The following is a 14,404-nucleotide window of genomic DNA, read 5'->3' on the forward strand; positions in this document are numbered from 1 at the left end:
GAGTGCAAGGGCCAGTCGGGCAAAATCCTCGAAATTGTAGGCTGACCAGCCAGACCTGATCTGTTGGGCGTCGGTGGAAATCGGTAAGCTTTCCTGATCTCTCGGAGAAAACCTCAGTGTCGTTGGCGAATGGCGCCGTACCGGGAATTCCTGATCGCGCAGACGGCGCTCAGAGCGTGATTGCTCGGTTTCGCCCGCACTGGGCGCAGATGGGGATTACCAGGGTCGCCAATGTGACCGGGCTTGATCGCATAGGCATACCGGTGGTGATGGTGTGCCGCCCCAACGCCCGATCGCTGGCTGTTTCACAAGGCAAGGGCATCGACCTGGAATCGGCCACGGCTTCGGGCCTCATGGAAGCGGCGGAACTTTACCATGCGGAGCACATCGAGCGCCCGCTGAAACTCGGCAGCATGGCTGAGCTCTCCCAATCGCATCGGTTCGCCGAGATTGGGAGGCTGGCTCGCATCACCGGCAGGGCATTCACGAAGGACATTGTGACGCTGTGGATTGAAGGCCAGGAGATGATCTCCGGCGGGAAGCGCTGGCTGCCATACGAGTCGGTGCGGGCCAACTTCACTGTGCCACCGCCTCCTGGAAGCGGCTTCTTCGATTGCAGCAGCAATGGGCTCGCCTCGGGAAATACAGCCGATGAAGCGATCCACCACGGGGTTTGCGAAATCATCGAACGCGACGCGACTGCCTTGTGGAACCGGATACCGTCCGCCAGCCGCCGGCGCACCGGCGTCGACCTCGGCAGTGCGCCGGACGGCCCGTGTCGCGAAGTGTTGAAGAAACTGGAAGGCGCGGACTTCGACGTCGCGGCGTGGGAAACGACCTCCGACATCGGCGTGCCGGCCTTTTTCTGCCTGATCGCGGATCGCCGGGACCGCAACAGCCACTATGGCATAGGCGCGGCAGCACACCCGCTGCCGGAGACCGCCTTGCTGAAGGCGCTTATCGAGGCCGCTCAGGTGCGAACGACCTACGTATCGGCGGCACGAGACGATCTGACCGCCGAGGAATATAGCGAAGCCTACCGGGACAAACGCCGCCGGCAGGCAGAGAGATTGCTGGCCGAACGATCCAGCACGAGGCGACTTGGCTCTGCCGGGGAGAGGGCTGCACACGGGATTGCCCGCAATGTGGCCTGGCTGGTCGAAAGGCTGCAGGCGGCAGGCGTAAGCGAGATCATCGCCGTCGATCTGTCCAAGGAGGATATCGGCCTGCCTGTGGTTCGCGTTGTGATACCTGGCCTCGAAGGCCCCGACGACCATGACGCCTATATGCCGGGCAAACGAGCCCGCCGAATGTCGGATGGCGGACCGTGAATCCGATCGTCTTTTGCGGCCCAAGCCTGCGCGCGCATGACATCGCGTCTTACGACGGATTCGAATTCCGCCCTCCCGTGCGACAGGGAGATCTTTATGCCGCCACGCGCGACCGCCCCAGGGCAATCGGCGTCATCGACGGTTATTTCGACGGTCAGCCGGCTGTCTTGCACAAGGAGATACTTTGGGCCTTGACGCAAGGGATCGCCATATTCGGCGCGTCCAGCATGGGCGCGCTCCGCGCCGCGGAATTGCACTCGTTCGGCATGCGCGGCGTCGGGCGTATTTTCGAAGCCTATCGCGACGGCGAGCTCACCGACGACGACGAGGTCGCGCTCATTCATGGTCCGCCGGAGACCGGCTACATCCATCTGAGCGAGCCGATGGTCAATATCCGCGCGACGCTCGAGCAGGCGGTTGCAGAAGGTATCATCGACAGACCGACAGGGGCGCGCCTTGCGGCTTCGTCGAAGGCACGCTTCTACCGGGAAAGAACCTGGCCTGACGTGCTGGCGGACATCGGCGATCACCGTACGGAGCAGGAATTGGCGACCTGGCTGCGAACGGGCAAGGTCGACAGGAAGCGCCAAGACGGGCTGGAGCTGCTGAAGGAGATGGACGCATTTATCCGCAGTGGGGCTGCGCAGGGGCCTCCCGACTTCCATTTCGAATGGACGGAGAATTGGCACAATGCGTCCTGGCGCAACGAAACCGCGCAGCCGGGCGGAACGGCTGAAGAGGCTGCCATTCTCGATGAGCTTCGGTTGCGTGGCGACTATGCGCAATTGCGCCGCGAGGCGCTGCTTCGTCTGCTGGCCCGCGGCGAGCAGGCGGCACCGGATCGCCAGGCGGTCAAGCGTGCCATGGGCGATTTTCGCTCGCGGCGCGGGCTTATGCGGCAGACGGACGTCGTCGACTGGGCGCGCGACAATGGAATGGATCTTCCCGGTCTTGATCGCATGATCGAGGATGATGCGGCCGTCGAGACGCTCGCGCGAGATCGCGATGCCGAACTGCACCGAGCCATCCTAGACCGACTGCGCGAACTGGGTCTCTACCCCGACTATCGAGACAAGGCTCTGGCCAGGCAGCGGGCACCGTCGCTGTCCGCGCCGGTGCCGCGTGCCCTGCTCGCAGCCTGGTTTTTCGAGAAACGACTCGGCCGCGCCGTGCCTCGAGACATTGACGACTATGCCATCTCCATCGGATTGCCTGGCATCGAGGAATTCTACGACCTGCTGGCGCATGAGTATGCTTTCATGGTCGGCCGCGGCTCGTCCGATGACTCTGGCCTGACCGATGAAAACGGGCTAACTTGAAACCGCATTCGCCGACGATATCGCAGCCAGTTTGACGTGCATGCCTTTGTCCATGCGAGGGGACAAGCGTGACATCTGGAGAGGAAGGCTCTGTATTCAAGAACGGGACGCGCTTCCGGCTATTCGCCCAGGCGCCGTTCCTGGAAGCTTTTCGTCGGCCCGAAATCGTGCTCGTGTCGTCGCCGGCGGGGTCGGTCGGCCCTGGCCCGGGCGACGGGCGCATGTATGTCGTCGACCCTATTGGCAAGGCGTTTGCCTACGGTCTTGCGGAAAATGTCCGCGGCGACCCGCTCTATCTGATGCCGCCTTGGCGTGGCGACGTCTTTCCCCCGGCGTTTCCCGATCTCGACGGGCATTTCGATCACATCGGCCCGGACGATCCGACATTCGAGGCGGCGCATCTGTTCGGCTCGGTGCGTTTCACGCTGGACGTGTGGGAGAAATATTTCGGCCATCCCATCAGATGGCATTTCCGGCGCGACCTCGACCGCCTGGAACTGGTGATACAGCGCAATCTGCACGAAAACGCCTTCATGGGTTACGGCTTTCTGGAGGTCGGCATCCACGAGACGCCGGATGGCCAGGTGGAGCCGTTCACCCTCAACTTCGACGTTGTCGCCCACGAGGTCGGCCACTGCGTCATCTATTCCATCATCGGCGTGCCCGACCTCGGGACGGCCAGCGCGGAATATTACGGCTTTCACGAATCCTCGGCCGACCTCGCTGCGCTCATCACCGCCCTGCATTTCGATTCAGTCATAGATGAGCTGTTGGAAACCAGTCACGGCAATCTCTACACGCACAATCTCGTCAACCGCATCGCCGAGTTATCCTCCAACAGCCAGATCAGGCTCGCGGCCAACCCGCTGTCGATGCTGGATTTCGTCCAGGGCTGGAGCGACGAGCATGCTCTCGCCCAGCCGCTCACTGGCGCGATGTTCGACATTTTTGTCGACCTTTTCCACGAAGAGCTGGTCGCGAGGGGTCTGATCACCCAAAGCCAGGAAGATCTGTCCGACCGGCTGGAGGACAGTCCCGACTATTTTCGCGCCATCCAGCCGATGTTCGACGAAGCCTATGCGGCGTCGCCTTTGGCGTTTCGCGAAGCACTGGTCGCCTCGCGCGACGAGCTCGGCATGCTTCTCGCCGAAACCTGGCGGCGGCTTTCGCCGGACGATCTCAGCTACGCGGAAGTCGGATACACGTTGCGCGCCGTTGACAGGCTGATGACAGGCGGACGCTGGCGCACGATCATCGACGTCAACCTCAACCGTCGCGCGATCGGTTTTGTAAGCGCCGGCCCCAAGATCAAGCCGTTTGGGCCCAAAAGCCACTTCGGTTTGCCGAGGGTGTTCGTGCCGGCACGTCATGGCGCTTGTTGTGCACGGCATCTGCGTGTTGCGAGACAGACGGGAACGCGAGACAGACTGGCAAGAAGCAGGGCCGGCGTTCTTTGAGTCAGATGAGGAGGAATGCTCAATGCCTTACGTCGTGACGGAAATCATGGACGACATTGAATTGTTGCAGGCTCATGTAGACAGCATATCCAAAAAGCGAGGCAGGATCGTAAGCGTATTATGGCGTGAAAGCGATCGCACTTATGTTGTGACGCATGAGGTGGAAGGGACTGAGAAACAAAATAGAAGCCAAAAGGCCGCATGATGCCAAGAAATCATACTGTTTGACACTAGATATATGATCCAGGAACCGGAGGGTTGCGGCTATGGTAGAGAGCCTTCTTAGCGTGTCGGGTATTAATCTATTCGGCCATTTTGTAATCGATCTGCAGGTTGTGAACCCACTTCTGAATCCTATCGTGGCGCAGGTGGCGACCGCCAAGAACATACCGGCATTGACTGGCAACAAGGTCGTGAATGGTGTGCGTCTGGCGGAGAAGAGCAAGATTGTTGTCTGGAAACAGAAGGTCCTGGATCAGATCGGCGTGTACACGGTAGGCGGCGCTGACGGTCGGTGGACCAAGGATGACACGCCGGCCGGTGCAATAATCCAGGTGACCGGCGGGAATAGCTTCGTCGGCTATTTCATGAAGCTTGAGGGCGGGTTCGAATTCATCGGGCGCCGCCCGGGCGCCGCAAACCGAAGCGGGAAGAACAGGCTCCTTGAGGACCAACTGCAAAACGGCAGGTTTGCAAGGATATATGGCTTCAGTTTTGAGGGCAGCTACTACGACCTGCCAAGGCCCATAATATTCCTTGTGCACGGTGATGGAGAACTCGTCGCGGAAGATCTCGGCACGTTCAGTCCCGCCCGTTCACCCAGTCCGACCGGACTGACGGGCCTCGCGGCAGCCGACTTCGATTTCGCCGATGGCTTGCGCGTCTGGTCCTACGACAAGGCCGACTACACAGTGCGCATGGATGTCGAGACAGGCATGTTCGAGGATGTGCTGCTTGCGGCGACACTCGGCGGCGGCGGACCGGGCGGCATGGACAGTGCCGGCATGAGCGCACGCGGGATGAGTGCAAGGGGAATGAGCGCGCGTGGCATGAGCGCAAGGGGAATGAGCGCGCGCGGCATGAGCGCCCGCGGCGGTGGCAACAGCGATTGACCTGCATGCAATGAATGCCTGACGGAGCGGGGCTTCTTCACGGTGCCAAGGGTTGGCCGCGGCTAGCGATCAACCAGGCGGAGCTCTTCCGCACCCGGATCGCGCGTGCGTTGCATTAGAAGCAGCTAATTCCTTTAAATCTCAGCAATATTCCTTTGAGCACGTCCTTCTTTCTCGGCTGCTGTTAGCGATTTCAGCGTGCTATGCTGCAGTGCCCGGTGGTTGCTGGGAACGCCGGCGGGAAGAGCAATGGTCACAAGCCGATTCGAGCTGCTTAATCGAAAGCTGTCGGCGATCGTCTATGCGGACGTGCACGGCTACAGCCGCCTTATGGATCAGGATGAGGCAGGGACGGTTGTCCGCCTGACCCAATCGCTCAGCTTCATCCGCGGCCTGGTTGGCGATTATGGCGGTTCAGTTGTCGATACTGCCGGCGACGGCGTGGTGGCTTTGTTCCCTAGCCCGACCCTGGCATTGCATTTCGCGGTCGAGATGCAGCGGGAACTGTCCAACGAGACCGTGTGGTCAGGCGGCGAGGATCCCATCGCCTACCGGATCGGCATTACCGTTGGAGACACGATCGCAAGCGATGGTGAGATCTATGGCCACAGCATCAATTTGGCCGCTCGAATCCAGTCGCTGGCGGAGCCGCGCGGCATATGCATCGCCGAATCCGTTCGCCAATTCGTTCGCGGTGAGGCGGAGTGTTCGTTCCGGTCGCTGGGCAAGCAAAAGCTGAAGAACATTGCTGAAGAGGTCGAGGTCTTCGCGGTCGACTTCGAATTGGCACATGCGGAGCCAAGGGAGTCGGCGCCACACTTTGTCCCTGCGACTGAGCGTTTCGTGCCGGAGAGTTCACTGGCGGTCTTGCCGCTTGAGAACGTTTCGGGTGACCCAGCGGACCTTCATTTGTGCCAGGGTGTCGTCGCGGACCTCATTTCCAACCTGTGCCGGTTCCGTAACTTGATGGTCATTGCTCGGCACTCGACATTGGCCGTCGTCACGCAGACACGATCGCTGCGCGAGATCGCCAATCAACTGGGTGTTCGCTATCTCCTGACGGGAAGCCTGCGCCGTGCGGGCACTCGTCTCCGGGTTGCGATGGACCTGGTTGAGGCGCAAACCGAGCATACAATCTGGTCGGAACGCTACGACGGTAGCATTGAGGATATCTTCGCCTTCCAGGACGACGTTACCGCGACGACCGCTTCGCGGCTGGCCGTGCATATCGACATGGCTGAGAGACGGCGGCTGATGTCGCAAAATCATCCCAACATTCATGCCTACGGCATGATCCTGCGCGGGCAGGATCTCAGCTTCCGCTTCCGACCGGAGAGCAATTGGCATGCCAGGCGGCTTTATGAGCAGGCGAGGTCGCTCGATCCTCGCTATGCCCGCAGCTATGCAGCGCTGTCACGGACGTTCAACGTCGAATGGCGCTATGCGTGGACCAATGATCCGGAAGCTGCGCTGAACGAGGCGTTGAAGCTCGCGAGTCTGGCCGTGCTGCACGATGACCTCGATGCACGCGGTTACTCGGAGATGGGCCTGGCCCACCTCTACAAGAAAGAGCACGATCCAGCGATCGCCGCCTACGAACGTGCTCTGCAGCTCAATCCCAACGACGCCGACCTGCTGGCCGAGATGGGCGACTGCCTTGTCTATGTTCGGCAGGCGGAGCGGTCCGTGAAGCTGCTGGAGCGGGCGATGCGGCTGAACCCTTACTACCCCGACGCTTATCTTTGGTATCTGGGCGACGCCTATTTTCAGCTGGGCGAATATGAAAAAACGATAGAGACGCTGCAAAAGATGCGGGATGGCTCCGAGAGCCATCGGCTTATGGCGGCGAGCCATGCCTATCTCGGGAACACCCAGGAAGCGGAAAGGCATGCCCGTGCGCTGCTGGAGGTGCACCCGAATTTCACCACCGAGCAATGGCGGAAAGTTCCTCCGCACAAATATCCCGAGGACACTGAGCTGCTTGTCGATGGCCTGCGCAAAGCAGGGTTAAAATAGCGCGGCGACAGGAGCGTGCCGCGCGATAGACGCCGCGGCCGCTGCCGGAACGGGAACTCGCGCCAGCCTCAATTCCCGTTGGTGCCGATACTCCAGAGCGATGGCGCCCCAGACCAGCCCGAGCAGCAGGTAGAGATGGCGCCAGTGGTCGATGTCGATGAAGGTGCCTAGCCCGATATTGCCGAGATAGGCGACATAGGCGCAAAGCAGATAGGGCTGCCATGGCCGGTCGCGCAACAGGATGCGGAAGCCGGCGCCGATCGTCCACAGCGTCAGCGTCAGGAACGAGACGAAGCCCAGCCAGCCGTAATCCATCAGCGCCTTCAGCCAGATGTCGTGCGTGTCCTCGCCGTAGATCGTGCCGAAAACCAGCGGACCGATGCCGAACGGGTGTTCCATCGCCAGCTGGAAGCCGATCGCGTAGCGGGCGAAGCGACCGAGCCGTGCCGAGTCGTAGCTCTGCTCGAGCTGCGCGCGCTGGGTGAACATATCCGACACGCCGGGCAGTTGCAGGATGACCAGGAAGGCGATGATCAGCAGCGCCACGGCCGCGATCGTCATCACCACGACCCGCAACCGGAACTTGCCGCTGGCGCTCTGCAGGAAGAGGCACGCGGTGAGCAGCACCGCCGACACCGCGAACATGCCCCAGGCGCCGCGCGAGAAGGAGAAGAAGATGCCGGCGGTGATGATGAGCAGCGGCAAGGCGAGCAGCGGCATGCGCGACACCGGGCCGGTCAAGAGCAGGTAGAGCAGGTAAGTGCCGGGCAGCACCAGGAACGGCCCGAACACGTTCGGGTCCTGGAAGGCGCCGGCGGCTCGGTCGTATTTGGTGAACATTTCCGCGCCGGGAAAGGCATGGAAATAACCGGCGATGCCAAGCAGCGACGTCGCCACCGCCGATACGACATAAGCGATGAAGATCAGCCGGTAGAGGCTCGGTTGAACCGAGGTCACCGAGGCAAAGAACACCGCGCTGAAGGCGAGAAACAGCGAGACGGCGAGATAGAGCGGCGTGTTGGCGAGGTCCGCCATCTGCGTCATGGCGATCATGCCGCCGATGTTCATCGCCACCAGCAGCACCAGCAACGGCACGATCGCGCGCGAGATTCGAAGGCCGAACAGCGCCCAGACGGCGATCAGCCCGGCCATGTAGATTTCGTAAGGCGCGGGTTCGCTGATGACGAAGCCGGAGAGCAGGATGCCGATGCCGATCGCGGCCGACGCGATCAGCGAAATCAGCTTGGCGTTGACCGCCGACGCCGGCAACTCATGGGCGATAGCGCTCAATAGGCGTTTTCCGTGTTGAGCAGGCGGATCGGCGTCAGGAACAGGATGCGCAGGTCGAACAGCATCGACCAGTTCTCGATGTAATAGAGGTCGTATTCGGTGCGCATGCGGATCTTTTCGTTGGTGTCCATCTCGCCGCGCCAGCCGTTGATCTGCGCCCAGCCGGTGACGCCGGGCTTGACCTTGTGGCGGGCGAAGTAGCCGTCGACCACCTCGTTGTAGAGCAGATTGTGCGACTGCGCGGCGATGGCATGCGGGCGCGGCCCGACCAGCGACAGCGAGCCGAGCAACGAATTGAAGAACTGCGGCAGCTCGTCGATCGAGGTCTTGCGGATGAAGCGGCCGACACGGGTGACGCGCGGATCGTTCTTGGTCACCGTCTGCCTGGCGGTCGGATCCGACCGGTCGGCATACATCGAGCGGAACTTGTAGACCTCGATGATCTCGTTGTTGAAGCCGTGCCGCTTCTGCTTGAACAGCACCGGGCCCTTGCTGTCGAGCTTGATGGCGATCGCGGTGGCGAGCATCACCGGCGAAAAGAGGATGATGCCGACGAGCGAGAAGACGATGTCGAAGGCGCGCTTGGCGACCGAATCCCAGTCGTTGATCGGCTTGTCGAAGATGTCGAGCATCGGCACCGAGCCGATATAGGAGTAGGCGCGCGGCCGGAACTGTAGCGCGTTGGAATGCGCCGAAAGCCGGATGTCGACCGGCAGCACCCAGAGTTTCTTCAGAAGCTGCAAGACGCGCGATTCGGCGGTCAGCGGCAGCGACACGATCAGCATGTCGATGCGAGCGATGCGGGCGAATTCGATGAGCTCCGAGATCGTGCCGAGCTTGGGATAGCCGGCGACGATCGGCGGCGAGCGCTTGTCGTTGCGGTCGTCGAAGATGCCGCAGATGCGGATGTCGTTGTAGGGCTGCTTCTCGACCGAGCGTATCAGCTGTTCGGCCGCCTTGCCGCCGCCGACGATCAAGGCGCGGCGCTCCATCCGGCCGTCACGCGCCCAGCGCCGGATCAGGCTGGACATCACGAGTCTCAGGCCGAAGATCAACACGAAGCCGACCGCGAACCAGGTGCCGAACAGCAGGCGCGAATAGTCTTCCGACGCCTTGATGGCGAAGGCGGTGAGCGCCATCAGCGCGAAGCTGCCGGCCCAGACCAGCAGCACGCGGCCGAAATTGGCGAGCGGGCGCATCAGCGCCGCGATCTGATAGCAGTCGGTCACGTCGAGGAGCACCACGGCCAGGAACGACGTCGCCGCGATCGCCAGCGGATATTGCCAGGCCAGATAGTTGAAGAAACCGACATAGTAGAAATAGACGCCGAGACCCGACAGGAACAGCATGGCGAACTCGACCATGCGCAGCACGCCGCTGACCATGATCGGCGACATGGTATCGCGCCGGTATTGCGAGGCGACCTGGCGCGCCACATCATTGATGCCGCCAGGCTTTTCGCTTCCGGCGGGAGCGTCGTAGTTGCGCACCGCATCTATGGAAAAGCGGTGCGCGGGGTCGATTTCATTCATGGGAACTGTCCGCGAGCTTCGCGCAACTGCATAGCAAAAGAGAGCTAAGAAAGCCTTGAAACAACCGGTGGTTTTGGAGCCGTTCGGGCGGCCGCAAGCCTATCTGTTCAGCGCGGAGAAATAGGCCTTCTCGATTTCGGCCGCCATCACATCGGCTCCGAAGCGGGCTTTGAGCTCGTCCGTCTGCGGCATCTGTCCGCGATAGGCGTCGAAATCGCCGAGCGCCGTCTGCATCTTGGCCGCGAGTTGCGAGGGGTCGGGGCGGATCAGGGCAGGGGAGTTTTCGCCGAAGATTTCCGGAATGCCGCCGACCGCCGTCGCGATCATCGGCATGCCGGCAGCGAGAGCCTCGAGCACGATGTAGGGCATCGCCTCCGCGCGAGACGGCACGACGATCGACTCGGCCAGCGCGAAAGCGTCTCTTGCCGGCATGGGCGGCAGGAATCGGACGTGGTTTTTGAGGCCGAGCCGCTCGACCTGCGCATGGTAGCGCGGCAGGTCGTCGCCGTCGCCGACCATCACGGCGCTCAGCGGACGGCCCGACTCGCTGCCGGCCAAAGCCAGCGAATCGATGAAGATATCGGGACCTTTCAGGTCGCGCATCATGCCGATGTACAGGAAATCTGCGGCATTCGCCGCGGTCGCCACCGGTTCGAATTCGGCGGCGCGCAGGCCGTTATAGACCAGCCGGTTGGGTATGGGCGGCTCGCCGACCTTGCGGCGATAGGTGTTGCGCTCGTAGTCGGAAACGAACAGCAGGCAGTCGGTGAAGCGCGCCATGAAGCGCTCCAGGCCGAAGAACAGTTTTCCTGTCGCCGTCGTCTCGTCATAGTGGAGGGAGCCGCCATGCGGCGAATAGAGGCGGGCAACGCGAAACCTTGATACCCGCAACAATGAGCCGAACAGCCGGGCATAGGCGCCACCCTTGGCGCCATGTCCGTGCAGCACGTCCGGCCGCAATTCCTGGATGATTCGATAGGTGCGCCAGGCCGAGGCGAGGTCGCCCGGCCCGACATGCCGTTGCATCGGCGTGCGATGGATGCCAAGCGCGAGGCTGTCCTTCATCGCCTCGAACAAGCGTTCCTCATAGTCGCCGCCGGTGGTCGAGTCGCAGACGATTCCCACCGCGTGGCCGGCGGCGACCTGCGCCTCGGCCAGGTCGCGCACGTGCCGGAAGATTCCTCCGACAGGTGAGCGAAAGCAGTGGACGATCCTGAGGTTCACCGCCACGACGGGTTTTTCAGAACAGGCGTTCGCGGACGTAGATGGTGTCGCCGGGCAGGAGCGGATCGGATGTCAGTACCCGTCCGGTCATCACCTTGCCGTTGATGTCGCGGGTGATGTCGACGCTCCCCTGATTGGCGCGTGGCGTGAAGCCGCCGGCGATGGCGACCGCCTTTTGCACCGTGAGTCCCGGCACATAGGAATACTGGCCGGCAGCGCCCACTTCGCCCATGACGAAGATCGGCCGGTAGCGGTCGATCTCGACCGAGACGTCGGGATCGCGCAGATAGCCTTGGCGCAGCTTGTCGGCGATCTCCTTTTCCAACTGCTGCGCGGTGTGGCCGCGCGCCGGCACCGAGCCGACCAGCGGGAAGGAGAGATAGCCGGACTGGTCGACGCTGTAGGTGTTGGTCAATCCATCTTGCTCGAACACCGTGACACGGACGCGGTCGCCGGCGCCGAGCCGATAGGGCTGGTCGAGCACTTCATGGAAGGCGGCGGGTGTCGGGCGGTAGCTCGAGCAGCCGGTGAGCAGCGACAGGGCAAGCAAAGCGCGAAAGAGGGAAGCATTGCTTTTCATGACCGGCCAGGAACCTTCATCGCTCTTGCCGCAAGTCGCGGCCAACCCCAGGAAAGTGCGACCGTTATCATCCTGTTAGGGTTAATGGGCGGTAAAGGAGTGTGCTGCGGGAGAGCGGAGATCGGCAAAAAGCCCAATTGTTCTATTGCTTTCGCCCAATCTTCTTTGAGTGCTCTCTAATAAGCATCCATTCTGATCTTAACGGGTGAGTTACCATAGTTGTTTACGGTCCGTCCTCGACTCAAAGTTCGGAGCAGGATGCATGTCCGTTCAGTCCGCGGCCGCAGACGTCGATGTCGATCTGAGACAGCTCTTCGCCAGTCTGGCGAGGAACTGGGTGCGCATTGTCTTCGTGACGCTTCTGGCCACCGGGCTGGCCTTTGCCTTCGCCTGGCTCGCGACGCCCTATTACAAGGCGACAGCCAAGCTGGAGATCGGCTCGCGCGAATCGGAATACACCCGGCCGCCAGGCACCAACGATGACGAAAAGCCGATTCTCGACGAGCAGGGCGTCGCGACCCAGGTCCAGATCATTTCCTCGCCCGACATCCTCAAGCAGGTGGCGACCAAGCTCAACCTGGACAAGCTGCCGGAGTTCGACGAAACGCTGAAGATGTCGACGCTCGGGCGCATGCTCGTTCTTGTCGGCTTGAAAAGCGATCCCTTCGATATTGCGCCGGAGGAGCGCGTGCTGAATGCCATGCACGACAAGCTCAACGTCTACGCCGTTGAGAAGACGCGCGCGATCGCCATCGAGTTCGCCTCGAAGGATCCCAAGCTTGCCGCCGACATCGCGAACGGCATCGCCAACGCCTATATCGCCTCGAAGGGCGACGCCAAGCTCGAATCGAATGCCGCCGCTACCGACTTCCTGGCGCCGGAAATCGCGGACCTGCAGAATCGCGTCAAGGACGCCGAGGCCAAGGTCGCGGCGTTCCGCGCCCAGTCCGACCTTTTGATGGGTGGCAACAATGCGGTGCTTCCGACCCAGCAGCTCGCCGAACTGTCGAGCGAGTTGTCGCGCGTGCGCGCCAGCCGCGCCGCCGCCGAAGCGAGCGCCGAAAGCGTGCGCCGGGCGCTGCAGAATGGCGGTTCGCTGGACAGCGTGCCGGAAGTCCTGTCTTCCGATCTGATCCAGCGCCTGCGTGAGCGCCAGGTGGAACTCAGGGCTAATATCGCCGACCTTTCCACGACCCTGCTGGACAACCACCCGCGCATCCGGGCGCTGAAGTCGCAACTGGCCGATCTCGACGGCCAGATTGGCAACGAGGCGCAAAAGATCATCCGTGGCCTGGCCGCCCAGGCCCAGACGGCCAAGGCCCGCGAGGATCAGCTGGTCGCGGACGTCAACACGCTGAAAGCCGCGTCGGCCCGCGCCGGCGAGCAGCAGGTGCAGCTGGACGCCTTGCAGCGCGACGCGAATGTTCAGCGCCAACAGCTTGAATCCTATATGACAAGCTACAATGCGGTGGCCTCGCGCAAGGATCGCAAATACTCGCCTGTCGCGGCGAGCCTGATTGCCAGCGCCCAGGTGCCGTCCCAGCCCTATTTCCCGAAGATTGGGCCGATCACCGGTGCCGCCGCCGCCGCTTCGCTGCTGCTGATGGCGATCGGCACGCTGCTTGGCGAGCTGTTCTCGGGCCGCGCCATGCGTCCGGCCGCCGGCGCCCGCTTTACCGATATCGAGCAGGTGGCGATGCCCGTGGCCAGGGTGGAACCGACGGTCGTTGAGGCTCACGACGGAGGTCGGGCCTTTGCGCCTTACGAGGAAGCCGCGGCGGCGCATTCGATTGCGGAATCGGAATTCCCGAGGCCGGCCGAGCGCGATCTGGCGGAGGCTCGCGCTGCGGCTGTCAAGCAGGCTGGGCCCAGCGAATTGACCCCGGAACCAAGGCAATCCAGGCTCGGCGAGATCGATGTCGACAAGGCCGCGGAGAAGCTGATCGCTTCCGGCGCCGCGCGCGCGATCTTCGTGTCGCCGGAAGGCGACGAGGCGGCCGCGTCCGCCGTGCTCGTGGCGCGCGAAGTATCCGACGCCGGTCTGCGTGTGCTGCTGCTCGATCTCACCGCATCGGGCGCGGCGTCGCTGCCGATGCTGGACACGAGCCTGTTCCCCGGCATCACCAATCTGCTTGCGTCCGAAGCGCAGTTCAGCGACGTCATCCATCCCGATCTCTATTCGGATGCGCATGTCATTCCGGTCGGCACCGCCGACCCTGTCCGCGCCATGCGCGCCGCCGACCGGCTGCCGATCATCATGCAGTCGCTCACCACGGCCTATGATCTCGTCGTGGTCGAGTGCGGCCCGGCCGACGCGCAAGGCATTGGCCGCCTGGTCGGCGACGGCACCGAAGTCTTCCTGTCGATGCTGGAGGCCGACGACCAGGTGACGCAGGCCGCGGTCAAGCTGATCGAGAACGGCTACCCGAACCTGACGCTGGTCACGCCGGTCGGCCACGAACCGCCGGGAACCCCGGTGCCGGGACGCCGCTCGGCGGCTTGAATGCCGCGCGAAAACGCGACGGGGTGTCGAAGCAACCGTG

At 62.4% G+C, this 14,404-nt stretch carries 11 protein-coding genes; 7 read left to right on the forward strand and 4 right to left on the reverse strand.

Annotated elements, in window-relative coordinates; translation table 11 throughout:
* Positions 1 to 116: 116 nt before the first annotated feature.
* The 6 genes from WDX12_RS25815 (at position 117) to WDX12_RS25840 (ending at position 7,235) form a co-directional block, all read left to right on the forward strand.
* Complete coding sequence (locus tag WDX12_RS25815; protein ID WP_320298065.1) at positions 117 to 1,331, forward strand: YcaO-like family protein; 1,215 nt, start codon at positions 117 to 119, stop codon at positions 1,329 to 1,331.
* Entirely contained in the window at positions 1,328 to 2,650 is a 1,323-nt protein-coding gene (locus WDX12_RS25820) for a TfuA-like protein (RefSeq protein ID WP_320298064.1), read from the forward strand. Before WDX12_RS25815 ends, WDX12_RS25820 begins: the two co-directional genes overlap by 4 nt.
* Before the next feature lie 68 nt (positions 2,651 to 2,718).
* Positions 2,719 to 4,107 (forward strand): hypothetical protein, encoded by a 1,389-nt coding sequence (locus WDX12_RS25825; protein ID WP_320298063.1) that lies wholly within the window; start codon positions 2,719 to 2,721, stop codon positions 4,105 to 4,107.
* A gap of 22 nt (positions 4,108 to 4,129) precedes the next feature.
* Positions 4,130 to 4,312 (forward strand): hypothetical protein, encoded by a 183-nt coding sequence (locus WDX12_RS25830; RefSeq protein ID WP_320298062.1) that lies wholly within the window; start codon positions 4,130 to 4,132, stop codon positions 4,310 to 4,312.
* A gap of 61 nt (positions 4,313 to 4,373) precedes the next feature.
* A complete protein-coding gene (locus WDX12_RS25835; protein WP_434722515.1) occupies positions 4,374 to 5,219 on the forward strand; it encodes a hypothetical protein in 846 nt (281 codons plus the stop codon).
* A gap of 249 nt (positions 5,220 to 5,468) precedes the next feature.
* On the forward strand, positions 5,469 to 7,235 hold the full coding sequence (locus WDX12_RS25840; protein ID WP_320298060.1) for a tetratricopeptide repeat protein: 1,767 nt from the start codon (positions 5,469 to 5,471) through the stop codon (positions 7,233 to 7,235).
* Here the strand turns inward: WDX12_RS25840 and WDX12_RS25845 are convergent.
* From WDX12_RS25845 to WDX12_RS25860, 4 genes are all read right to left on the reverse strand, one after another.
* A complete protein-coding gene (locus WDX12_RS25845; protein ID WP_320298059.1) occupies positions 7,227 to 8,525 on the reverse strand; it encodes an O-antigen ligase family protein in 1,299 nt (432 codons plus the stop codon). The two genes, WDX12_RS25840 and WDX12_RS25845, sit on opposite strands and share 9 nt — an antisense overlap.
* Positions 8,522 to 10,057, reverse strand: coding sequence for an undecaprenyl-phosphate glucose phosphotransferase (locus WDX12_RS25850; RefSeq protein WP_434722516.1), 1,536 nt, complete (start codon positions 10,055 to 10,057; stop codon positions 8,522 to 8,524). The genes WDX12_RS25845 and WDX12_RS25850 overlap by 4 nt, the downstream gene beginning before the upstream one ends.
* Positions 10,058 to 10,156: 99 nt before the next feature.
* Entirely contained in the window at positions 10,157 to 11,287 is a 1,131-nt protein-coding gene (locus tag WDX12_RS25855; RefSeq protein ID WP_320298057.1) for a glycosyltransferase, read from the reverse strand.
* Positions 11,288 to 11,297: 10 nt separating this feature from the next.
* Positions 11,298 to 11,861, reverse strand: a complete 564-nt coding sequence (locus WDX12_RS25860; protein WP_320298056.1) for a polysaccharide biosynthesis/export family protein — start codon at positions 11,859 to 11,861, stop codon at positions 11,298 to 11,300.
* A gap of 262 nt (positions 11,862 to 12,123) precedes the next feature.
* Here WDX12_RS25860 and WDX12_RS25865 point away from each other — a divergent pair, with 262 nt between their 5' ends.
* Positions 12,124 to 14,364 carry a GumC family protein gene (locus WDX12_RS25865; protein WP_434725709.1) on the forward strand — a complete coding sequence of 747 codons (2,241 nt, stop codon included), beginning with the start codon at positions 12,124 to 12,126 and terminating at the stop codon, positions 14,362 to 14,364.
* Positions 14,365 to 14,404: the final 40 nt, after the last annotated feature.

Source organism: Mesorhizobium sp. RIZ17, assembly GCF_051127865.1.
In the GTDB taxonomy this organism is placed as follows: domain Bacteria; phylum Pseudomonadota; class Alphaproteobacteria; order Rhizobiales; family Rhizobiaceae; genus Mesorhizobium; species Mesorhizobium humile.